This window comes from Pseudomonas sp. GW823-FHT02C02 (assembly GCF_058797635.1).
The window spans coordinates 56,233-80,329 of sequence record NZ_JBXAJV010000012.1; the positions used below are offsets into that span (position 1 = coordinate 56,233).

Genomic DNA, 24,097 nt, shown 5'->3' on the forward strand with positions numbered 1-24,097 from the left:
GGAGCGAGGCTTGCCCGCGAACCATTCGATGCGGTCATTCAGGCAAACCGCGTCATCGTCCTTCGCGGGACAGCCTCGCGCCTACAGGGGCGGGGCAATCCGCGCGACTGTCCGCTATCATGCCCCCAATTCCGATACGCGAGATTGTCATGCGCCGTTTGCTCTGCCTGCTGCTTTTAGTGCTCGCCCTGCCGGCAAACGCCGCCGGGTTGCTGGAGAGTCGACCCAGTTCCACCCTGGGCTCGATCAACAACAGTGCCGACTTCCTGCCGGTGCGCGAGGCATTTCAGCTGAGCCTGGTCGACAGCACGCCGCAATCGATCAAGCTGCGTTTTGTCGCCACAGAGGGTTACTACCTCTATCGACACCGCTTTCAGTTTCGCGCCGAACCGGCCGAAGTTGGCCTTGGCGCGGCGCAATTGCCCAAGGGCGAACAAAAGCACGATGAGTACTTTGGCGACGTCGAGGTCTATCACGGCGTGCTCGACGTCGAAGTGCCGCGCACCGATCCCCGCGCCTTCACGCTGGCCGTGACCTATCAGGGCTGCGCCGACAAAGGCCTGTGTTATCCGCCCGAAACCGAACGACTGAACATAGATGGCATTGGCGCAACGACGCCCGCCACGGCCCAGAGCTGGAGCTGGCGCGAGCTCGCCTTGTTCTTCCTTGCGGGTCTGGGCCTGACCTTCACCCCGTGCGTACTGCCGATGCTGCCGATCCTCTCCGGCGTGGTGTTGCGCGGCCAGATCGGTGGGTTGCGCGGTTTCAATCTGTCGCTCGCGTATGTACTGCCCATGGCCGCCTGCTTCGCCCTGCTGGGTGCGTTGATGGGAATGTTCGGCGCCCAGCTCAACCTTCAGGCGCGTCTGCAATCGGCGTGGGTGCTGGTGCCGTTCGCGATGTTTTTTGCGGTGTTTGCCCTCGCGATGTTTGGCGTGTTCGAACTCAAGCTGCCACATGCCATCAGCAGTCGCCTGGACCGGATCGCCGGGCGTACCGAAGGCGGTTCGTTATGGGGCGCCGCGGTCCTGGGCGTGGTGTCCAGCCTGCTGGTGTCGCCTTGCGTATCGGCGCCGCTGGCCGGTGCATTGCTTTATATCAGCGCCAGCGGCGATGCACTGGGGGGAGGCTTGAAACTGTTCATGCTCGGCCTCGGCATGGGGGCGCCGTTGTTACTCGTGGCCACCGGCGGCGCAGCCTGGCTGCCGAAAAGCGGGCCGTGGCTGGTCTATGTAAAAAATGCCATTGGCGTGTTGTTGCTGGGATTGGCAATCGGGCTGGTCAGTCGCGTATTGCCGGGGCAAATCACCTTGCTGCTGATCGGTTTGCTGGCCGGTGGCGTCGGCTTGTTCATGGGCGCGCTGGAATTCGTCTACAAACCGCCACGAAAACGCCTCGGCCAACTGCTCGGGATGTTTCTGCTGTTTTACGCACTGGCCTGTTGGTTCGGGGCGTTCAGCGGGCAGACCGACCCGTTCAACCCGATTGGCCAACCGCGCATCATTGCCGGCACCGAACAGCCGCAAAACACCAGCGCCTGGCAAACCATCAGCACTCCGGCAGACCTGGATCGCGTCCTCGCCGAGGCCAAATCCGCCAACACCCCGCTGCTGCTCGACTGGTACGCCGACTGGTGCATCAGCTGCAAAGTCATCGAACGCGAAGTGCTCAACGACGCCACCGTCATCGAACGTCTGAAAGGCTATCGCCTCGTGCGTTTCGATATCACTGCCAGCAACGCCGAACAACGTGCCCTGCTCGATCGCTACAAACTGTTCGGCCCTCCGGCCCTGATGTTTTTCGGCAAGGACGGTGTCGAACGCGCAGATGTGCGAGTGATCGGCGAGATCAGCGCGACAGACTTCGCCGAACGTGTTGCGAAAGCAAATGACCGGATTTAACAGGCCGGTCACATATTTCGCGCAAACATCGGCCATCGTGCTGGCTTTTGCATAGAACTGGACAGTCACAAAGGCTTTGCGGCATAGTCGCCGGGTTCTGACAACTGCACACAGATAACAAGGAACAGCAGATGGCGACGCTATTGGTTCTGCACGGACCCAACCTGAACTTGCTCGGCACCCGCGAACCGGGCACCTATGGCGCTACGACACTGGCGCAGATCAACCAGGACCTGGAACGCCGTGCCCGTGAAGCCGGCCATCATCTGCTGTACCTGCAAAGCAACGCCGAGTACGAATTGATTGACCGCATCCACGCCGCAAAAGGCGAAGGTGTGGACTTCATTCTGATCAACCCAGCAGCTTTTACGCACACAAGTGTCGCATTACGTGACGCGCTGCTGGCGGTGAGCATCCCATTCATCGAAGTGCATTTGTCTAACGTGCACAAACGCGAACCTTTCCGCCATCACTCTTACTTCTCCGACGTAGCGGTGGGAGTGATCTGCGGCCTTGGCGCCAGCGGTTATCGACTGGCCCTGGAGGCCGCCCTGGAACAGCTTGAACAACAAGCTATACGCCCCTGACCGACCCTTGGGAGTTGATGATTCATGGATATCCGTAAAGTTAAGAAACTGATCGAACTGCTGGAAGAGTCCGGCATCGACGAGCTCGAGATCAAGGAAGGCGAAGAGTCCGTACGCATCAGCCGTCATAGCAAGACCCCGGCTCAGCAGTTCTACGCACCGGCTCCGATGCATGCACAGGCGCCTGCGCCAGTGGCTGCTGCTCCGGTTGCCGCTGCAGCGCCTGCGGCTCCCGTCGCGCCAGTGCTGAACGGCACCGTTGCCCGTTCGCCGATGGTCGGCACCTTCTATCGCAAATCTTCGCCAAGCTCGCCGTCCTTCGTTGAAGTCGGCCAGACCGTGAAGAAAGGCGACACTCTGTGCATCGTCGAAGCCATGAAGATGATGAACCACATCGAAGCTGAAACCAGCGGTGTGATCGAATCCATCCTCGTCGAAGACGGCCAGCCGGTTGAGTACGACCAACCGCTGTTCACCATCGTTTGAAACGCGGAGAAACTTTGATGACTGCGAAGTTGGAAAAAGTTCTGATCGCCAACCGCGGTGAGATTGCCCTGCGGATCCTGCGTGCCTGCAAAGAGATGGGCATCAAGACTGTCGCCGTTTACTCCAAGGCCGACAAAGAGCTGATGCACCTGGGCCTGGCAGACGAATCCGTCTGCATCGGTCCGGCCTCGGCCGCCCACTCTTACCTGCACATTCCGGCCATCATCGCCGCGGCCGAAGTGACCGGCGCCACCGCCATTCACCCAGGCTACGGTTTCCTTGCGGAAAACGCTGATTTCGCTGAACAGGTCGAGAACTCCGGCTTCGCGTTCATTGGCCCGAAAGCCGACACCATTCGCCTGATGGGCGACAAGGTATCGGCCAAGCACGCCATGATCGCTGCTGGCGTTCCAACCGTTCCGGGGTCCGACGGCCCGTTGCCTGAAGACGAAGAAACCGCTTTGCGCATCGGTCGCGAAGTCGGTTACCCGGTGATCATCAAAGCCGCTGGCGGCGGTGGTGGTCGCGGCATGCGCGTTGTGCATAAAGAAGAAGACCTGATCTCCTTCGCCAAACTGACCCGCACCGAAGCAGGCGCGGCGTTCGGTAACCCGATGGTCTATCTGGAAAAATTCCTGACTAACCCACGTCACGTGGAAGTCCAGGTGCTTTCCGACGGCCAGGGTCACGCCATCCATCTGGGCGACCGCGATTGCTCGCTGCAACGTCGTCACCAGAAGGTTCTCGAAGAAGCGCCGGCACCGGGCATCGATGAGAAGGCACGGGCTGAAGTCCTCGCACGCTGCGTCAAGGCTTGCATCGACATCAACTACCGTGGCGCGGGTACTTTCGAGTTCCTGTACGAGAACGGCGCGTTCTATTTCATCGAAATGAACACCCGCGTTCAGGTTGAGCACCCGGTTTCGGAAATGGTCACTGGCATCGACATCGTCAAGGAGATGCTCAGCATCGCCGCTGGCAACAAGCTGTCGTACACCCAGGAAGACGTGGTTATCCGCGGCCATGCCCTGGAATGCCGGATCAACGCCGAAGACCCGAAAACCTTCATGCCGAGCCCAGGCACGGTCAAGCATTTCCACGCTCCAGGCGGCAACGGCGTTCGCGTCGATTCGCACCTGTACAGCGGTTATGCCGTTCCGCCGAACTACGATTCGTTGATCGGCAAGCTGATCACCTACGGCGCAACCCGTGACGAAGCGTTGGCGCGCATGCGCAATGCGCTGGACGAAATCGTTGTCGACGGGATCAAGACCAACATCCCGCTGCACCGCGACCTGGTCCGCGATGAAGGCTTCTGCAAAGGTGGTATCAACATCCACTACCTGGAACACAAGCTGGCTGGCGACAAGCATTAAGCTTTAGCCCGTCCAACAAAGCCGCCTTCGGGCGGCTTTGTTGTTTCTGGAGGTTACAACTCCTGCAGGAGCGAGGTTTGCCCGCGAACCATACGCCGAGGTATTGCAGACTCACCGCGTCACCGCGCTTCGCGGGCAAGCCTCGCTCCTACAAACTGCATACCAGTGTCGGCCTTGTCGTCTTCTGCCGCGCGCTCGCGTAAACTTGCGCGCTTCTCGCAGCCCGCTAGGCTGCAATCAATATTTTTCAAAGGTGCCCGCCATGCCTTGGCTGCAAGTCCGTCTCGCCATCAGCCCAGAACAAGCCGAAACCTACGAAGACGCTTTCCTTGAAGTGGGCGCCGTGTCGGTGACGTTCATGGACGCCGAAGATCAGCCGATCTTCGAACCTGAACTCAACACCACGCCGTTATGGTCGCACACTCATCTGCTGGCCCTGTTCGAAGGCGGCACTGAAGCGGCCAGTGTGCTGGCTCATCTTGAGCTGCTGACCGGCAGCCCGCTGCCCGAGCATCACAGCGAAGTCATCGAAGACCAGGACTGGGAACGCAGCTGGATGGACGACTTCCAGCCAATGCGCTTCGGTCAACGCCTGTGGATCGTCCCAAGCTGGCACGCTGCCCCTGAACCCGACGCTGTGAACATTCTGCTCGACCCGGGCCTGGCGTTCGGCACCGGCACCCACCCGACCACTGCACTGTGCCTGGAATGGCTCGATGGTCAGGACCTCAAGGACTGCCACGTCCTCGACTTCGGTTGCGGCTCGGGGATTTTGGCGATTGCCGCCCTGCTGCTGGGCGCCAAGGAAGCCGTCGGCACCGACATCGACGTGCAGGCGCTGGAAGCTTCCCGCGACAACGCCGGGCGCAACAATATTGCCGACGCGCTCTTCCCGCTGTACCTGCCGGAAGATCTGCCACAGGTTCAAGCCGATGTGCTGGTGGCCAACATTCTGGCCGGACCGCTGGTGTCCCTGGCGCCGCAATTGTCCAGCCTGGTCAAGCCTGGCGGTCGTCTGGCGTTGTCGGGCATCCTCGCCGAGCAAGGCGAAGAAGTCGCCAAAGCCTACGCTCAGGACTTCGATCTGGACCCGATCGCCAATCGCGATGGCTGGGTGCGCATCACTGGCCGTCGGCGCTAGAATGAACGCCTGCATAAACCGGATCGCCGCATGACCGACAGCTTCGTCACCCAGTGCCCGCATTGCCAAACCAGCTTCCGCGTCAGCCATGCTCAATTGAGCGTGGCCCGTGGAGTGGTTCGTTGCGGCTCGTGCTTGCAGGTGTTCAACGCCGCCAAGCAGCTGCTTGAGCAACGGGGCGCCAAGGAAACTGTCCAACCGGTAGCCCCGGCCATTGTCGAACCGCCGGTACAGCGCGCCATCAGCCAAAAGCAATGGTCCGCCGCCGAAATGGATCTGGACAGCCTGGACCTGGACGAAGAACTCGCCCGGCTCGAACAGCGGGAAATCCAGCCCACCACGGAATTCGGCCAGCACCGCGAAAACGGTCTCAGTGCTCGCCGCGACTCTGTCGAGCACGACGATGAACCCTGGTCCGACAGCCTCTTCAGCGAATCGGCGGCCGATCGTGCCCAGGCGGTCGAAGCCGAACCACGGGAAACGCAGCCAGTACCGAGCAAGCACTCGCGCACCGAACCGTCGTTCTCGCTGGAACCGGTTGATCTGGACGACGAACCCCAGGTGCCGCAACTGCGCCTGAATGATCCGCTCGACACGCCCCTGCACCATGATCGCCTGTCGGCAACCGATGCACCTGACGACGACCTGCCCCCGATCGCCCCTCTGCGCAAGCGACACGAACGCAGCGAGTCGACCGAACGTGCCGACGCCCTGCAGGACCTGACCGACGATCCGCTGCAACTGGATTGGCAAAAACGTCGCTCCCCCTGGGGCCGACGGCTTTTCTGGCTGCTGCTGGTCCTGATCGGTGCCGGTGCTCTCGCCGGCCAATACATCGCTTACCACTTCGACGAACTGGCGCGCCAGGATCAATACCGTCCATGGTTCCAGCAACTGTGCCCGCAAGTCGGCTGCACGGTGCCATCGAAAGTTGATATCGCGAAAATCAAAAGCAGCAACCTGGTGGTCCGCAGTCACCCCGACTTCAACGGTGCACTGGTGGTCGATGCGATCATTTACAACCGCGCGCCCTTCTCCCAGCCCTTCCCGCTGCTGGAACTGCGCTTCGCCGACCTTAACGGCCACCTGATCGCCAGCCGGCGCTTCAAACCCGGCGAGTACCTCAACGGCGACCTCGAAGGCCTGGCAGAGATGCCGCCGCAAACGCCGATCCACATCGCACTGGATATCCTTGATCCAGGCTCCAAAGCGGTGAATTACAGCCTGAGCTTTCATTCGCCCGAGTGAAACGCTTCAGTGTTACGGCATTGACGGCATATTTCTGACTTTGACCGCTCATACCAAACCGCTGGCGATAACAGAATTACTGTTCAGATTTTGTTCAATTCAGCCTTTATCCAGTCATCGAGAGCGGGTATCATGCCAACCCTTTTTCGAACTCTCATGATCCGGCCCCACAACAGGGAAGTCCTATGTCGGCGGTACGCATCGGTCCATATACATTGCACAACGGCTTGATCCTCGCCCCCATGGCGGGCGTCACCGACCAGCCCTTTCGTCAGCTGTGCAAGCGACTGGGCGCAGGGCTTGTAGTCTCGGAAATGGTCACCAGCGACATGAGCTTGTGGAACACCCGCAAATCGCGGATGCGCATGATCCACGAAGGTGATCCCGAGCCCCGCTCGGTCCAGATCGCCGGGGGTGATGCACAGATGCTGGCGGATGCGGCCCGGGCCAACGTCGAACTGGGCGCACAGATTATTGACATCAACATGGGCTGTCCGGCGAAGAAGGTCTGCAACAAGGCCGCCGGTTCCGCGCTGTTGAAGGATGAAGCATTGGTGACCGAGATCCTGCAAGCCGTCGTGGCTGCGGTTGATGTGCCGGTCACCTTGAAGATCCGCACCGGCTGGGACCGGGACAACAAGAACGGTCTGACGGTGGCGAAGATCGCCGAGCAAGCGGGCATTACGGCGTTGGCGGTTCATGGCCGCACCCGTGCCGACCTGTACACCGGTGAAGCCGAGTACGACACCATTGCCGCGATCAAGCAGGCGGTGTCGATGCCGGTCTTTGCCAACGGCGACATCGATTCACCCGAGAAGGCCCGGTACGTGCTCGATGCGACCGGTGCCGATGGCCTGCTGGTAGGCCGGGCCGCCCAGGGGCGGCCGTGGATTTTTCGTGAGATCGATCATTTCCTGCGTACTGGCGAAAAACTCCCGGCACTGGAATTGATCGAGGTGGAACGCATTCTGCTAGAGCATCTGGCTGCACTGCACGTCTTCTATGGAGACGTGATGGGCGTCCGTATCGCTCGAAAGCATGTGGGCTGGTATCTCGCAACCTTGCCGGGCGCCAGGGAGTTTCGCGCCCACTTCAATCGTTTGGAAGATACGGAAGCACAATGCGCCAACGTTCAGGGCTTCTTCGCCGAACGTTACAAGAGCCTGACAGGGGACGGAGAAGGGGTGGCCGCATGACGATGATGACCGAGACTTTAGTGAGTGGAACAACACCCGTGAGCGACAACGTGAATTTGAAACAGCACCTCAATACGCCGAGCGAAGAAGGTCAGACCCTTCGCGGGAGTGTCGAGAAGGCGCTGCACAATTATTTCGCCCACCTTGAGGGCGCTGCCGTCACGGATGTGTACAACCTGGTGCTCTCCGAAGTCGAGGCGCCCCTGCTCGAGTGCGTGATGAACTACGTCAAGGGCAACCAGACCAAGGCCAGCGAGCTGCTCGGGTTGAACCGAGGCACGCTGCGCAAGAAACTCAAGCAGTACGATTTGCTGTAAGCATTCAATCAAACCAGAAAGGCGCCCGCGTAAAAACGGTCGCCTTTTTGCTGACTCCTTTGCTTTTGATGGAAATTGAAATGACCGACCAGACTACCCGCCTGCCGATCCGCCGCGCCTTGATCAGCGTTTCCGACAAGACCGGGATCCTCGAATTCGCCAAAGAGCTTGAAGCCCTGGGCGTCGAGATTCTCTCCACCGGCGGAACGTTCAAGCTGCTGCGCGACAACGGTGTTGCCGCAGTGGAAGTCGCGGACTACACCGGTTTCGCAGAAATGATGGACGGTCGGGTGAAAACCCTGCACCCGAAAATCCACGGCGGGATCCTCGGTCGTCGCGGTATCGACGACGCCATCATGAACGAGCACGGCATCAAGCCGATCGACCTGGTCGCGGTCAACCTGTACCCGTTCGAGGCCACCATCAACAAGCCAGGCTGCGACCTGCCGACCGCCATCGAGAACATCGACATCGGCGGCCCGACCATGGTCCGCTCGGCGGCAAAAAACCATAAAGACGTGGCCATCGTGGTCAATGCCAGCGACTACGCCAGCGTCCTTGAAGGCCTCAAGGCTGGCGGCCTGACCTATGCTCAGCGTTTCGACCTGATGCTCAAGGCCTTCGAACACACCGCGGCCTACGACGGCATGATCGCCAACTACATGGGCACCGTGAACCAGGCCGCTGACACCCTCTCGACCTCCGGTCGCAGCGAGTTCCCGCGCACCTTCAACAGCCAGTTCGTCAAGGCTCAGGAAATGCGCTACGGCGAGAACCCGCACCAGAGCGCGGCGTTCTACGTGGAAGCCAAGCCTGCCGAAGTCGGTATCGCCACCGCGACCCAACTGCAGGGCAAAGAGCTGTCGTACAACAACGTGGCCGACACCGACGCCGCGCTGGAATGCGTGAAAAGCTTCGTCAAGCCGGCTTGCGTGATCGTCAAGCACGCCAATCCGTGCGGCGTTGCGGTCAGCCCGGACGCAGAAGGCGGTATCCGTCAGGCTTACGAACTGGCTTACGCCACCGACACCGAGTCGGCGTTCGGCGGCATCATCGCCTTCAACCGCGAGCTGGATGCTGAAACCGCCAAGGCCATCGTCGAGCGTCAGTTCGTCGAAGTGATCATCGCCCCTAGCGTCAGCGAAGAAGCCCGCGCCATCGTGGCGGCCAAAGCCAATGTGCGCCTGCTGGCCTGCGGCGAGTGGTCGACTGATCGCGCCGCTGCCTGGGACTACAAACGCGTCAACGGCGGTTTGCTGGTACAGAGCCGCGACATCGGCATGATCAGCGCCGACGACCTGAAAGTCGTGACCAAGCGTGCCCCGACCGAGCAGGAAATCAACGACCTGATCTTCGCCTGGAAAGTCGCCAAATACGTTAAATCCAACGCCATTGTCTACGCCAAGAACCGTCAGACCATCGGCGTCGGCGCTGGCCAGATGAGCCGCGTGAACTCCGCCCGTATCGCCGCGATCAAGGCTGAACATGCCGGTTTGCAGGTGGCAGGCTCGGTGATGGCCTCCGATGCGTTCTTCCCGTTCCGCGACGGCCTGGACAACGCGGCCAAGGTCGGCATCACCGCGGTGATCCAGCCGGGTGGCTCGATGCGTGATGCGGAAGTGATTGCCGCTGCTGATGAAGCCGGCATCGCGATGGTCTTCACCGGCATGCGCCACTTCCGTCACTGATTTTTCGCTCTTGTAGGAGCGAGGCTTGCCCGCGAAGGGCTCGCCACGGTGTATCAACAAGACCGAGGCGAGCCCTTCGCGGGCAAGCCTCGCTCCTACAGGTTCGGTGGTGGCGGATGCCGCGTACCGTTAGCCAGGCAGCTCAGGCTGCCCCCACAGAATTAGCGTCATCCGAGGTTTTTGAAATGAATGTTTTGATCATTGGCAGCGGTGGCCGTGAACACGCCCTGGCCTGGAAAGTGGCTCAGGATCCGCGTGTGCAGAAAGTATTCGTTGCCCCGGGCAACGCCGGCACCGCCATTGAAGCCAAGTGCGAGAACGTCGCTATCGACGTGCTGGCCCTCGAGCAGCTTGCAGATTTCGCGGAGAAAAACGTTTCCCTCACCATCGTTGGCCCGGAAGTGCCGCTGGTCGCTGGCGTCGTCGACCTGTTCCGCTCCCGTGGCCTGGATTGCTTCGGCCCGACGGCCGGTGCGGCCCAGTTGGAAGGTTCGAAAGCCTTTACCAAGGATTTCCTGGCTCGCCACAAGATCCCGACCGCCGATTACCAGAACTTCACCGAGATCGAGCCGGCCCTGGCCTATCTGCGTGAAAAAGGTGCGCCGATTGTGATCAAGGCCGATGGCCTGGCCGCCGGTAAAGGCGTGATCGTTGCCATGACCCTGGCCGAAGCGGAAGACGCCGTGCGCGACATGCTCGCGGGCAACGCATTCGGCGAGGCCGGCTCGCGCGTTGTGATCGAAGAATTCCTGGACGGCGAAGAAGCCAGCTTCATCGTCATGGTCGACGGCAAGAACGTACTGCCGATGGCCACCAGCCAGGACCACAAACGCGTCGGCGACGGCGACACCGGCCCGAACACCGGCGGCATGGGCGCCTACTCCCCTGCCCCGGTCGTGACCGCTGAAGTCCACAAGCGCGTCATGGACCTGGTGATCTGGCCGACCGTGCGCGGCATGGCCGATGAAGGCAACGTCTACACCGGTTTCCTGTATGCCGGCCTGATGATCGACAAGGCTGGTAACCCAAAAGTTATCGAGTTCAACTGCCGTTTCGGTGATCCTGAGACCCAACCGGTGATGCTGCGTTTGCAGTCGAGCCTGGTGTTGCTGGTCGAAGCGGCCCTGGCGCAAGCCCTGGACAAGGTCGAAGCGCAATGGGATCCACGTCCGAGCGTCGGCATCGTGCTGGCGGCTGGCGGCTATCCTGGCGACTACGCTAAAGGCGTCGCCATCAACGGCCTGGATGCAGCCGCCGCACTGGAAGGCAAAGTCTTCCACGCCGGCACTGCGCTCAAGGACGGTCAAGTGGTGACCGCCGGTGGTCGTGTGCTTTGCGCTACCGCCATGGGCGCCAGCGTTGATGCTGCCCAGCAACAGGCTTACAAACTGGCGGCAAAGATTGATTGGGAAGGCTGTTTCTATCGCAAGGACATTGGTTACCGTGCCATTGCCCGCGAACGTGGCGAAAATCAGGAATAAGCGATCCGTTCGGCAGGGCTTGTGCTTCAGGCCCTTGCCGGACTGTTCCGGCGCCGCGCATAGTTATAATCTGGCATCAACCTACGAAGGGATTTCGCCGTGCGCTGGCTCAGGATTGCCATAGGTTTCACTGTCACGCTGCTGACCTTGCTCTGCATGCTCCCGGCCCAAGCCGCGCAAGGCAGTGGCTGGGCGGTATTGCTTGACGAACAGGGCGACCTGCAGCTGAGCGACATCCGTTCCGCGCGCTACACCAATCAATTCAGCCCCATCGAACTTGACCGCCTCACCGCGGCCGAGCCCGAAGGTGCATTGTGGCTGCGCTTCCGGCTCGCACCCGGCAAGCACGAGCAATTGCTGCGAGTGTTCGCCCCCGACCTGTCGCGCCTCAATCTGTACGTGCTCGACGGCGACACGCTGATCGATCAATTGAACACCGGCACCGGGCAGCCCCAGGCTGACCGTCCCCTGCCCAGCAGCGAATTCATGCTGCCGCTGCCACAAAGCGACAAACCCCTCGACGTCTACCTGCGGCTGGTGTCCGAACACCAGTTACGACCGTACATCACCCTGCAATCGGCGATCATGACCGCGGCCAATCAGAACCAGATGCTGATTTACGGCCTTCTGTTCGGTTGCCTCGGGATGCTGATCCTGCACAGCCTCGTCCGCTACGCCTATACGCGCTCGCGCAGCAGTCTCTGGCTGGCCGCATGCGAAGCACTGTTGATGCTCAGCCTGCTGCTGTTGCTGAATCTGGCGGGGCCCTGGCTGCCAAACTGGCACGCGGTGCAGACACCCGGCGCCTACCTCGCCCTGCTGCTGACGGCGCCGTGCGGCCTGATGTTCGCCTATCGTTTCTTTGCACCACTCGGCCCGCACCCGCTGAACAAACTGCTGCTGGGTGACATTCTGTTCATCGTGATGTGCGGCTTGCTGCTGCTGTTCGTCAATACGCTGCCGCTGAACATCATGACCTACGCCCTGGTCGCCCTGGCAGGTCTTAGCATGTTGTTCGTCAGTGCCTATCACTGGCAAAAAGGTTATCGCCCGGCGCGCCTGTTCGTCGCGGCGATGGTCGTGTTCAACATTGGCACGCTGATCATGTTGCCGGCCCTGCTGGGGCTGACGCTCGTCGCGCCGCAGGGCTTGATCATGACGCTGCTGGGGTTTATCTGCATCAGCGGCGTGCTGATGAGCATTGCGCTGAGCGAACGTCAGCGCAGCATCACCGAAGATCGTTTCAGCGTCAGTCGCGACCTGGCGGCCAGCAATGCCGAGATCAACGCCAAGGCCGAGTTCCTGGCGAAGATCAGCCACGAAATCCGTACCCCGATGAACGGCGTACTGGGCATGACTGAACTGCTGCTGGGCACACCGTTGTCGGTCAAGCAGCGTGACTATGTGCAGACGATCCACAGCGCCGGCAACGAACTGCTGACCCTGATCAACGAGATACTCGACATCTCCAAGCTCGAGTCCGGGCAGATAGAACTGGACGACGTTCAATTCGATCTCAATGCCTTGATCGAAGACTGCCTGAGCATCTTCCGCGCCAAGGCCGAACAGCAGAACGTCGAGCTGATCAGTTTCATCCAGCCGCAAGTGCCACGCGTCATCAGCGGCGACCCGACGCGTCTGCGCCAGACCTTGCTGAGCCTGCTGGAAAACGCCCTGAAGAAAACCGACGAGGGCGAGATCCTGATCGTCGTCGCGCTTGACGAACGCAGCGCCCAACCGCGCCTGCGCATCGCCGTGCAAGACAGCGGCGTGCCGATGGAGGCCGAAGAACGCGACGCACTGATGCACGCCGAGCTGCACAGCAAACATTTCCTCTCGGCAACCAGCCTGGGCGGCAACCTGGGGCTAGTGATTGCCCGTCAGTTGATCCGCCTTATGCAGGGCGAATTCGGCATCAAGATTGGCGCCAACCAAGGCAGCACGTTGTGGCTGACCCTGCCGCTGGACCCTGATCGTCTCGAGCACCCGACCTCCGACCTCGACGGCCCGCTGCAAGGTGCGCGTGTGCTGGTGGTGGACGATAACGACACGTGCCGCAAAGTGCTGGTGCAGCAATGCAGCGCCTGGGGCCTGAACGTCAGTGCCGTGCCGTCCGGTAAAGAGGCACTGGCATTGCTGCGCACCAAAGCTCACCTGCGCGATTATTTCGACGTGGTCCTGCTCGACCAGAACATGCCCGGCATGACCGGCATGCAACTGGCGGCCAAGATCAAGGAAGACCCGAGCCTGAACCACGACATTCTGCTGATCATGCTCACTGGCATCAGCAACGCGCCGAGCAAGATCATCGCGCGCAACTCCGGGATCAAACGCATCCTCGCCAAACCGGTGGCCGGCTACACCCTCAAGACCACCCTGGCGGATGAACTGAACCAGCGCAACAAGGGCCCTACCGTCTCGCCGTACCAGCCCTCCGGTCCGACGCTTCCGGTCAAGGTTCCGAGTGATTTCCGCATTCTGGTGGCCGAAGACAACAACATCTCGACCAAGGTGATTCGCGGCATGCTCGGCAAGCTCAACCTGCAACCTGACACCGCCAGCAATGGCGAAGAAGCCTTGCAGGCAATGAAAGCCCAGCGCTATGACCTGGTCCTGATGGACTGTGAAATGCCGATCCTCGATGGCTTCTCTGCCACCCAGCAGTTACGTGCCTGGGAAGTCGGCAACCAGCGGATTCGCACCCCGGTTGTGGCGTTGACCGCGCACATCCTCGCCGAGCACAAAGAGCGCGCGCGCCAGGCCGGCATGGACGGGCACATGGCCAAACCGGTCGAGCTGTCGCAACTGCGCGATCTGATCGAGCATTGGGTTGCCCAGCGTGATCAGCAGAATCGCACGGCCTCAACGCTCCAGGCAGGCGTGTAGGGCAATCAACGCCGGCATGACTCAATCTGCTGCGCAGCTCTCCATGGTCGAAGCATCATCGGTCAGCGTCAACATCGCGACGTTGTCCTGATACCTGTCCCTGATTTTCAAGGCAATGGCGTCGCGCACGGGGCCGTAGAGGATTCCGGACAAGTCAGCACTGGCGTAGCGCATGCAAACGCTGCCTTGTACATCCTCGGCCAGATGTCGCTGGGCCAGCGGATTGGCACTGATGATCTGGCGGGTCTTAAGCTCGATGTACACACTTGTGAGCGATGTCGGCGTCTGCGCTATAACCACCAGCAAACGCACAGCCTTTGCGGGCGCAAGAACATCACCCGACTCGTCCGTGGATATTTTCTGCATGTGATCGCGCAGCAAACCCATTGCGGGCTCGTTGCCGGACAACCTAGCCAGCCGCTGCACTGTTGCCGCCGTAGCGCCTCCTTTATCCACAGCACCTTGTGAAATCGCTGCAATGACCCAGTCGCTGACAGACTCGACACTGTCCTGGGTAATCAGCCATTCCTGTCGCGCTCTTGTACGTCGCAGCCAGTAGTCATCCAGAAATTCCACATAAGCGTTGTACCAGTCGACATCCGGGGCTTTTTCAATCTTCTTATTGGCAATCAATTGCGCCAGCAACACGGAATCGACCAGATCCTTATAGTGCGCCGACCCATCCGCAGCCGGAATAATCACGACACAAGCGCCAACGATCAACACAGAATATTCGCAACTCATATCAACTCCCTCGACAATAAAAAAGGCAGCCGACAACCGGCTGCCGATTTAGATCAGTTAGATATCAATGTCTACGATCTGGTCTTTATGTGGGACAAGTTTGCTCTTGATGGACTCACGGACTGCATCAGCGACCAATGTATTTTTGGCAAATACCGTTTCGCCGCGATACAGGTTCACATTTCGGATATCCACATCCGTAAACATTACTTGGGTGGAGCTGTTCTTGCGAAGAAAACGCACTGCACCCACGGCCATGATTGCCTCACCCTCGACTTCGACACACGCACCTGCCGAGATTCCCCCGACGCCATTTTCCAGCAGATTTCGCTCATAAACAGTCAGGGCAGCCGTGTCACGCTTTTGCAGGGCCGCGATCGCATCACCCGCCACCTTGAGCATCAACGCAGTCGTCGAACCAGGCAACGCAACGCCGGCAACCACCGCACCGAGAATCTCCAGCACCAGTTTGTCCATGCGGACGCTGGTGCCGCTGACGTGCAGATCGCTGTAGTACTTGCTGACAGGCGTCCAGCCTGCGAGGGTCATGACTTCCCGGAACCTCAAGTACCACTCTTTGCCCTGATGTTCTTCAGGGTATAGTTTGTTCGCTGCACGGGATGCAAAGAGAAAGGCGTTTTGAGCGTCCGACTTGTTTTCAGCACTGAGCTTGCCAGAAAAGCCCAACGTGCCTTCACCCACAACGGAGCCTTTCGACGGTGCTTCGATCTCGTCGCCCACAACCATAAGACCACGAGGGCGGATAACGATCTGCTCGTCGATATCACACGCTTCAATCGCTTCAATACAGGCAGCAACATAACTTTCACGAATAGCTTGATTATACACAATGAATTCCTTATAAAAATACCAGGCAAGTTCCTCATGAACTTGCGATAAAACAATAACCAAACAAACGAACAACGACAAACTAAAACCTGTAACACCATATCCATTCAATAAACATAAGTTACAACAACACCTAAGCAACTAACAAAAGCGCCCAACCGCAAAATTAACTGACGCGCCTGTCACAACTCACACCCACAAGCAATTAACTGACTGATAGACTCCTCGTCATCCTCACTCCTGATGCGAGCCGAAACCATGCTCCACGTGTTATTCAGCGTTTACCTGAAGATGCTGGTGCTCTACAGCCCGTTCTTCGTGTTGTCCTGCTTCATCAGCCTGACCCGCGGTTATTCACGCAAGGAACAACGTCGACTGGCCTGGAAAGTGGCCACCGCCACGCTGGTGTCCAGCGTCTTGCTGTACTTGTTCGGACGGGTGATTTTCAGTGTCTTCGGCATCACCGTGGACGCGTTCCGCATCGGCGCCGGCAGCGTGCTGTTTATCTCGGCACTGGGCATGGCCCAAGGCAAGTCGGCGGTGCAGACCGACAATGTGCAGCAGGACGTGACGATCGTCCCGCTGACGATTCCATTGACGGTCGGCCCCGGCACCATCGGTGCCTTGTTAGTTATGGGCGTGAGCCAGCCACATTGGGACGACAAACTCACGGCCATTCTCAGCATTGCCCTGGCCAGCTTTACGGTTGGCGTGGTCCTTTATTTGTCCAGCCGCATCGAACGGATTCTCGGTGACCAGGGCTTGCAGATTGTCAGCCGGCTGATGGGATTGTTTGTGTGCGCGCTGGCGGCACAGATTATCTTCACGGGCGTAAAAGGTTACCTGGTGCCCTGACCAGCCAGGGAGCGCAACGTTGTGAATTGACAACGTTGCGAAACGTTCGGAACCCGGATCTCCACCCTCGGTTTTTTAGACCGAGCTCAACTTCTCGACGAGCACTTTTAACTCAAGGCTGCTTTCCCCAAGATCGAACACCGTTTGCCACAGTTCATGGACGCTGACCTCAAGCGTATTGCCAAGAACTTGTGCACTCAGGTTCAGCGACTGGGCCAATGCCCACTCTTCAGATTGTGCCGAACGAAAAACCAGGCTGCTGCCGTTGTCGGGGTCGGTGAGCAGCAGATGGTTGTCTGCCCGATCGACACGCCAGTCATCCTGCGCTCCGGTCGCCAGAATCAGCCGCGAGGGTATGGCGTCAATGTCCGGCCAGTCAGTGCAATCGACCACGATGCAATCGAGGTGCTGCCAGGCGGTCTCCGACACGTGGTAAATCGACCCCGTTTCAGCGCCTCCCAGAATCAATGAACTGACACCGTCGGGCACCAGAGCCAGCAGGTCTTTTACCTCTCCCGCGATCTCCAGCGTCATGACATCCCCCTCTCGACTGGCCTTGTTCGCCGCCACCCACACAACCTCTTTTGTATTGCGGTTGAAGATCACGCCGTCCACCGGATCAAACAACAGCGGAACACTCCCTTGTTTCGTCCCGAGGAAGTTTGCCCACTGCCCATCCGCTCTGCCGTTAACCTCAAAGACACGATTGAGTTCGGGTACGTAATACGCGTAGCGGTTGGTCGAGTGGCCAATCGGCAAAAAAGGCGCATGAGCCTGACCGGACACTAAATCGTTCAGGCGTTTTGTCAGCGCTTCAGGCGACTCCCTGTAACGATAAGACCAGGCGTTCTCGACACTGATGATTCGGGCCGGCTCACCTTCAATCAGTTCGAAATTGACCCCGTCCCGAGTGCGGCCCCGCAAACCGGTGCCGTAAGGCAGCACTTCAGAAAATGCCCAGGCTCCCCAGACCTTTTCTGGTCGTGGCAGCGCGTCGGCATTGATCAGCCGCCTGCCACTGCCGAACGCGCGGCTCAGCTGCTCAGGCTCGATAAACGCCTGACGATAAAGGTGGCCGCTGCTCAGGCCAAGTAACCAGGCGTGCTTGCCATCACGAGTGACGGACAACAGACGGCAACCTTTTTCAGCCATCAGGTCGGTTACCAACAGCTTGTTGTTCAGGTAGCGCGCGTAGACAGGCACCTGGCCGGTGACGTCCGATAATCCGGAAAGCGAAATCAGCGAAACCGCATGCTCCTTGCCAAGGGCCTCCAGATCGCTCATCCACAGTGGATGGGCATCCAGCCAATCCCCCGTCACGCCGCTAAGGAAAAAGCTCGCGTCCTGACGAACGTCAAACATCAGCCCGGACTCATTGACGACCAGGTACCCGCCGTCGCTGATCCTGAGCTTGACGCTGCCTGGCAATGGCACCCGTTGTGCCTCATCGCCGGTAAAGGGTTGGTGATAGAGGTTTTGACTGTGTGCGTCGTGAAACAGGAACGCTGCAGCATCAGGATCATTCGGTGGCAGCAAGCTTATCTGGGGCAGCGTCGAGGTGGTTTCGCTGACGGGCAAGTGCGGGGTCAGGAGTTGGTGGCTCTGCCCGTTGATCCATCTCGGCAGCGACGGCTTGTCGAGGTCGCCGGACGTTACCGTCACAAAGGACGCAGGCCTCCAGGACGTTTGCCGTTCGGCGTCGGCGCCCTCAGCAACAACCGCAATATCAACCTGCTGTAACAGGGCAATGACGTCCTTCAAGGTATCGAAATAGTCAGGCGGTTCGCTCGATACCGAGACCAACGAGATTTCCTCGCCGTGAATCAGATAAATCACCAGGTAACGCTGGGTCTTGCTCAGGCGTACCCGCTGAGTGACTTGAACAACGCCAGCGCCCCGATCTAGGCAGCCAATGATCTGCGCCTCTTCACTTCCACGATTGAAAACGCTGTAGCGCCAAGTGGTCAAACCTGTGACGGCATTGACGCGCCATATCAGAGGTTGATCCGGGTGATAGAAGTAAGCGTGATCGTCTTGCACTGCCGCCAGTTGAAGTTTCTCGCTGACCGGACCCAGGAATTGACGGCCATAAACGAACCGTTCCTTTGCCACTTCGTACCAACCGGCGGTGTATTGCGGCTTTTCTGGATTGCCAAAAGGCAGCAGAAACTTGCCCGCAGGAATTAAGGCATTGCCCATGCGCTGCTGCCGGTGAAGCACCTTCAAACGGTCAAGCTCCGCCTGCGAGTAATGTCCGTCGGCCGCTTGAAGTGACGCCAGGTACAGTTGCCGATGTTCGCGGTCAACACGGTAGGTTTCGAGGTTTTTTGTTCGAACATATACGTCGATGTCGGCCTCGATGCTCAGCTCGATACCGTCGATGTTCAACCCCGCCGCGCCGACACTGATGTGTTGTGGCGTGATCCAGTCGGCGATCAACACCCAGCTCACGCTTCCGTCACCGGGAAGTGCGCTGAGATGGACCGACACGAGTCCTGGTTTAAGTGCGAGGGAGTAAGCCCCCCTCAGCGTGTCGATGCGGTAAGAAACCTTGCCCCGCATCTCTCGCGGTAATTCAGGAACGTACAGCGCCCGGGTTTCATTTCCAACGCGCACGGTAATGGTCGTGGGCTCATAGACAGGGTTGAGTTTGTACAGGATGTGCGGGAAAGGTCTGGCGTGGGTGAAGAAAAAACCTTCCTCCCTGGCTTCAAGTTCACGCAACACGTCATATTGCGGATACATCTTACGAGGCAGGACGCTCGAGCCGCCGACAACGTTCAGGAGCAGGTTGCTCCACTCAAAGACCTGCGGATCGGAACCCAGTTGATACTCGTAACCGTAATAACACTTTGGAGTACCCGGAAGCAGCAAGGCCGATTCTGCCGGCACAGCGTTAAATCGACCATGAACACGCGGGCCAGGAATCGCGACCTGTTTTGGCAGCCCCATGCTTTCTCGAACGACAATAGCGTTCTGTTTGTTCCCATCGGGCCGTGGGAGCCCCGAGCCACCCAGCGAGCGAAAGAGCCCCTGGCTGCCGAACACGATGACTCCTTCGCGAAGATCAACCGTGTCCACCACCGACTCGGGCATGATCGATACGACCCCTTGCTTGACCGAGAAAGCCTGCGGGCTGTACGCCGTTTTGAACCGGGTAAACAATTCGGCAACTTTCTCTGCCTTGTCCATGATTTGCCCGAGATTGCCGGCAATCGCCGTGACGCCGATTCCGATGCCAAGCAATGGCACCGACAGAAAACCTGCGACCGCACCCGCCGTCCCGCCGACTACCAGCGCAACGCCGTCGAGCACAAGCGCACTGACATCGAACAGCAGTTGAGTGCCGAAACGCGCTTGCTGCTCGTGGTTTTCGGCGTTGTAGAACTCGTAAATATCAAAACCGATATTGACCACGCCCAATACCTGCCCCAACCCCGGGCCAGCGATTCGCGCCAGGAGTCGCCCGCCCGCCGAAGCGGTCCTGACTGCTATCGCTCGCTCGGCGTTCACCAGCTGTCGAACCAGGTTCGCCATTTGCAGCGTGTCGAGGCCGATACCGTGGACTAACTGTGCATGGCCCAGGTAGCCATGAAGGCGAACGGCGACGGCCAGGTTCGATTCTGTTCCAGGCTGCGCCAGTTGATCGCGGTTGCGAAGTTCGGTGATCAACGCCTGGAAACCAAACGCAAAACTCAGCCGGCTCCCCTCGGAAACATCCGTTGGATCAACAGGTTTATGTCCATCGTTGCTGCCGGCCAGGTACTCGATACTCGTGTCCAGGAACGACTTGATTCGCCCGAGAAACGGTTCGTTGGTTTTCACCACGCGGATCTGTTGCGTTTTGATGTCCATGAACGACAGTGCGTAACCGTCATCCGGTTGAGCCTGCAGAGTTGCGAACACAGGGACGTACTCGCTCCCGAGTCCGTTCGCCGATCTCACCCGGTTTGTCACCTGATCGATTTTGCTCGCCCAGACGCTGGCATCCCGTTCAGAAAGACCCCGTCCCAATCGCGCATTTTCAGACAGCGCGCGTGAGCGTAATTGGGCGTGGTGGGACCAGGGTGCGATGCTTTTTCCTGAGCTCAAGGATTCATTGCCCAACAGCTTCGACACTGGCAGTTCCGAGGGTAAGTGCTTGCTGGCGAGGCGATCGCCGTCCAGCTCGATCACATTGAAGGGCGAGCGATCCGTCGACTCGATCGCATACTGCCTGGCCAGGTCGGACGTGTTGAACAGGGCCTTCATCCCAAGCTTGAGGTGGTCTATCCGATCGAAACCAAAGACACCGAAATTGGGATCGTAGAAAGACCAGCTACTGTGTTCGGCCGTCCCGGTCCTGGCCACCATCATTGAATGGTTTTCGGTATTGAGCATCAACGTGCAAGGTGCAGGTTTAGCCGCCAACACCTCAAAGATGCCATCGAAACTCAACGGGCCGAGCTTGTCGCCAAAATCAGCCTGGGGTATGGCGCGCAATTCGTCGAGCGCCTGAAGAAATGCATGGGTATCACTTTCACCGGGCGAGAAATGCGCATTGGCCAGTCTGCCGCTCAGTGCCTGGACCGCATCGCGGCCCCGATGAGTCGCCGCCGCCATCAGCAGCGCCAGTGGATAACAGCGCCTGCCGGGATCGCCATCGCCCCTGACCAGCAACCCCTGAGGCATTAACTTGGCCATTGACGCGCCCGCCTCCAGGAGCGTTTTTCGCACCGAGGCACTGCGCTGGAGAATGTATCGGCGTAGCTCGTAGTCCGTCTGGTGCCTGATGCGAGCCACGCTCTCGCCCCACTGACGAAGCGTCAACGAATTCTCGAATGAAAGAATCTTGAGTACCTGGGCGCTCTCCGTGGAGGGGTCAACTGGCGTTTTGACGGCGGCAAACGCCGTTTCGAACTCGGGACTTTTGAGCGAAAGCAACACCTGCTCGATAGACATGTACCGCTCGGATATACCCCGGTCGGCCGTACTTTCCGCGAGCGCGCCGAGCTGCTGCCAGGCGTCGGCGAAACCGGTTTCGTCCAGCGTCGATGCGCCGAAAAGGCCACCGAGCACCACCCGATGTACCGGACTCAACTGATCGAGCGGCAGAGTCCCATGACCGATGCGAACGATCATTTCATTCAGATTGCCAATCGGATAGAAACCATGGGAAACCGGTAGCTCGGCTACAGACTGGTTCAGAATCCTTTGCCGGTCATCAAAGTCCAGGGAAAAAGGTTTAGCGAAATTCAACTCACCGCTGAGCTTTTCGTTCATCGCACGGATGAAGGGCTCCCCCAACTCATCCATCCAGCGCTGCAGGATGGCGGTCAACAAAACCGGGCGCCCTTCCATGATCGGCCAGCCTTTTTCGAAGCTGATGGTGCGCCCTTTCAACAGCTCGGAAAAAGTCCCCTGATAGCGTGTTTGTAATTTGCCGTCGGCCCAGTTTGCTTGTTCTTTTTGCAGCCATTCTTGCGGTGTAGCGTTGATCGTCCAGCCAGAAACCTTCTCTTCTTCGGTGGCCACGTTGTAGCCATCCGACAATTTCAATCGGTCTCGTATTTCGTTTTTCCCATCAAACAGGAGATGCTTTTCCACATACTCCTCAAGTCCTGTAATCGCGGCCCCAGGCCCGGTCAAATCAATGGTCCCACGGGATTCATAACGAATACCGTCACTGTAGTAAGCGCCAATGGCGCTAACCAGCTTGCCTAAATACCCTCGGCGCGTTTTCGACAGTCCAGGCACCTCGGCAATCTTTTCATTCACCATCGCCACGAGAATATCTTGTACGGCTGCACTGTCGCTCCAGTCCACAGCCGTCGCGTTCAATCGAGACTCAAACTCTGACAGGAAGTCGTAGTTGAACCTGATCAACTCGATAATCGCCTGGGTCGAGCCAGCGCCGGCATGCGCGACGATATGAGAGTTCATTTCACTGTTGATCTGGACGGCCATGCGAATACCGTCCGTGGGCGTTTGACTATTGCCCGGCGCAGAAAATATGTCGGAGGGCCCCGGACGCAGCAGTGCAAACTCGCTTAATGCTGTCCTGTGCTGTTCAGGAATACTCATTGTGCGGTCAGGGTATCGACTGGGGTCGCGCCCAGGCATCAGCGATTCGTTGTTATTGAGCAGGAGCTGTAATACGCCAATTCGCGCACTTTCATCGAACGCCGTAATATCGACTCCGCCCAATACGTTTTTCAGTTGCGGCAAGTAATCCACATCACTGTAGCGACCGCCCTCCAGTGCTTCGACCTGCAGGCGAACCACATCGCTGGCCGCAGCAAAGTTGCCTCGCCCTGCCACTTCGCGCTCATAGACATCCCATAACGAGTGTTCTTTGAAGACCTCACGCACGTCGCGTAACCGCAGATGTTCATCAACCATGGCCAAGTGGCTGTCCAGGCATTTTTGTCTGAACGCAATGAGGGTGGCCTCGTCCTTGCCATAGGCGCGAACCATCAGATCAATACGCGCTTCATCCGCCTTTCCGGCCCAGCGTTCCTGCCTGAGGTGAGCCGACATTTGCATTTTCAGCACCCGGGCTCGATGTTCGATCATCCGGGCCAGCTCCACAGGCGTGGCGATTGTGGCTCCCCCTGACTCCATGGCATGCGCCCTGGCACTTTCCAGGATCACTCGATTCATCTCGAAGGCCAGTACTGCATCACTGTCGTACCAGAGGTTGAACGTATGGCCTTCCTTGACCATGACCGCCTTCCATATATTGATGTAGTCTCGCTGAATAGCGCCAACCGCGCTCCCGCCGACCCAAACGAAGTGCATTATTTTCGGCACTTCGGGCGCAACCGGATTCAACATTCGCACGGTCTGGACCAGCCGGTTTGTATAGTTTTCAAGCCGCGCAGAGAGGTCGGCCAACGCGGCGGAAATCGGTCCGGCGCGCTGGCCAATCAGTGAGTCGAGCGTCTCTTTGAGCAATAACAATGGCGCCATCTGGTCAGCCCATGGCTGATCTTTTGCGCACGCTGAGTAATAGCCAACCAGCGCTTCATATTCCGGCGCGGCGCGAAACTCGTTCGAGAGTGCTTGAATATCATCGAGTCTGAAATACTGAAGAAACGACTTACCCGCCGTGTTTGATCCCTGATATTGATTCATCACATCCATGCCCTTATAACAAACTTGAAATACACGTAGCCCACAGCGTCGCGCACACGCCATCCGTCGATGTTTGCGAACCTGAACTGATATTTAAAACCAGCGCCGAAAGCACTGGCATTGCTAATACGCTAACCACTGAAACAGCAGGCAAAACACTGTCCAAGCTGCCCACCCAAAAAATACTATGCGATAAAAATAACAACCTCAATCCAACAACAGCGCA

The 24,097-nt window shown here is 58.8% G+C and carries 15 protein-coding genes; 12 read left to right on the forward strand and 3 right to left on the reverse strand.

The window, feature by feature from the left end; translation table 11 throughout:
- Positions 1-149 precede the first annotated feature (149 nt).
- From AC1ROI_RS21035 to AC1ROI_RS21085, 11 genes are all read left to right on the forward strand, one after another.
- Entirely contained in the window at positions 150-1,901 is a 1,752-nt protein-coding gene (locus AC1ROI_RS21035; RefSeq protein WP_010463878.1) for a protein-disulfide reductase DsbD, read from the forward strand.
- Between the two features lie 131 nt (positions 1,902-2,032).
- Complete coding sequence (gene aroQ, locus AC1ROI_RS21040) at positions 2,033-2,488, forward strand: type II 3-dehydroquinate dehydratase (RefSeq protein ID WP_010463880.1); 456 nt, start codon at positions 2,033-2,035, stop codon at positions 2,486-2,488.
- Positions 2,489-2,512: 24 nt separating this feature from the next.
- Positions 2,513-2,974 carry an acetyl-CoA carboxylase biotin carboxyl carrier protein gene (gene accB / locus AC1ROI_RS21045; RefSeq protein ID WP_010463882.1) on the forward strand — a complete coding sequence of 154 codons (462 nt, stop codon included), beginning with the start codon at positions 2,513-2,515 and terminating at the stop codon, positions 2,972-2,974.
- Positions 2,975-2,991: 17 nt separating this feature from the next.
- Positions 2,992-4,350 (forward strand): acetyl-CoA carboxylase biotin carboxylase subunit, encoded by a 1,359-nt coding sequence (gene accC, locus AC1ROI_RS21050; RefSeq protein WP_010463885.1) that lies wholly within the window; start codon positions 2,992-2,994, stop codon positions 4,348-4,350.
- 262 nt (positions 4,351-4,612) lie between these two features.
- On the forward strand, positions 4,613-5,491 hold the full coding sequence (gene prmA, locus AC1ROI_RS21055; protein WP_010463886.1) for a 50S ribosomal protein L11 methyltransferase: 879 nt from the start codon (positions 4,613-4,615) through the stop codon (positions 5,489-5,491).
- 30 nt (positions 5,492-5,521) lie between these two features.
- A complete protein-coding gene (locus tag AC1ROI_RS21060; RefSeq protein ID WP_102595313.1) occupies positions 5,522-6,739 on the forward strand; it encodes a DUF3426 domain-containing protein in 1,218 nt (405 codons plus the stop codon).
- Between the two features lie 185 nt (positions 6,740-6,924).
- On the forward strand, positions 6,925-7,935 hold the full coding sequence (gene dusB / locus AC1ROI_RS21065; RefSeq protein WP_010463890.1) for a tRNA dihydrouridine synthase DusB: 1,011 nt from the start codon (positions 6,925-6,927) through the stop codon (positions 7,933-7,935).
- Positions 7,932-8,252 (forward strand): DNA-binding transcriptional regulator Fis, encoded by a 321-nt coding sequence (gene fis / locus AC1ROI_RS21070; RefSeq protein WP_007907419.1) that lies wholly within the window; start codon positions 7,932-7,934, stop codon positions 8,250-8,252. Before dusB ends, fis begins: the two co-directional genes overlap by 4 nt.
- An 80-nt stretch (positions 8,253-8,332) precedes the next feature.
- The gene (purH, locus tag AC1ROI_RS21075) at positions 8,333-9,940 is read left to right on the forward strand and encodes a bifunctional phosphoribosylaminoimidazolecarboxamide formyltransferase/IMP cyclohydrolase (RefSeq protein ID WP_102595314.1); all 1,608 of its coding nucleotides are present in this window, start codon (positions 8,333-8,335) and stop codon (positions 9,938-9,940) included.
- A 185-nt stretch (positions 9,941-10,125) separates the two neighbouring features.
- Complete coding sequence (purD, locus tag AC1ROI_RS21080; protein WP_077748970.1) at positions 10,126-11,421, forward strand: phosphoribosylamine--glycine ligase; 1,296 nt, start codon at positions 10,126-10,128, stop codon at positions 11,419-11,421.
- 99 nt (positions 11,422-11,520) lie between these two features.
- Positions 11,521-14,307 (forward strand): hybrid sensor histidine kinase/response regulator, encoded by a 2,787-nt coding sequence (locus tag AC1ROI_RS21085; RefSeq protein ID WP_102594513.1) that lies wholly within the window; start codon positions 11,521-11,523, stop codon positions 14,305-14,307.
- Between the two features lie 21 nt (positions 14,308-14,328).
- On the opposite strand, the gene AC1ROI_RS21090 is transcribed toward AC1ROI_RS21085, so the two are convergent.
- Together AC1ROI_RS21090 and AC1ROI_RS21095 are read right to left on the reverse strand one after the other, a co-directional pair.
- The gene (locus tag AC1ROI_RS21090) at positions 14,329-15,051 is read right to left on the reverse strand and encodes a hypothetical protein (protein ID WP_102594512.1); all 723 of its coding nucleotides are present in this window, start codon (positions 15,049-15,051) and stop codon (positions 14,329-14,331) included.
- Positions 15,052-15,108: 57 nt separating this feature from the next.
- On the reverse strand, positions 15,109-15,900 hold the full coding sequence (locus AC1ROI_RS21095) for a hypothetical protein (RefSeq protein WP_010463903.1): 792 nt from the start codon (positions 15,898-15,900) through the stop codon (positions 15,109-15,111).
- Positions 15,901-16,158: 258 nt separating this feature from the next.
- On the opposite strand from AC1ROI_RS21095, the gene AC1ROI_RS21100 reads away from it, so the two are divergent.
- Complete coding sequence (locus AC1ROI_RS21100) at positions 16,159-16,755, forward strand: MarC family protein (protein WP_010463905.1); 597 nt, start codon at positions 16,159-16,161, stop codon at positions 16,753-16,755.
- Between the two features lie 75 nt (positions 16,756-16,830).
- Here AC1ROI_RS21100 and AC1ROI_RS21105 read toward each other — a convergent pair whose 3' ends face one another.
- Positions 16,831-23,871 carry a TcdA/TcdB pore-forming domain-containing protein gene (locus tag AC1ROI_RS21105; RefSeq protein ID WP_158243828.1) on the reverse strand — a complete coding sequence of 2,347 codons (7,041 nt, stop codon included), beginning with the start codon at positions 23,869-23,871 and terminating at the stop codon, positions 16,831-16,833.
- Positions 23,872-24,097: the final 226 nt, after the last annotated feature.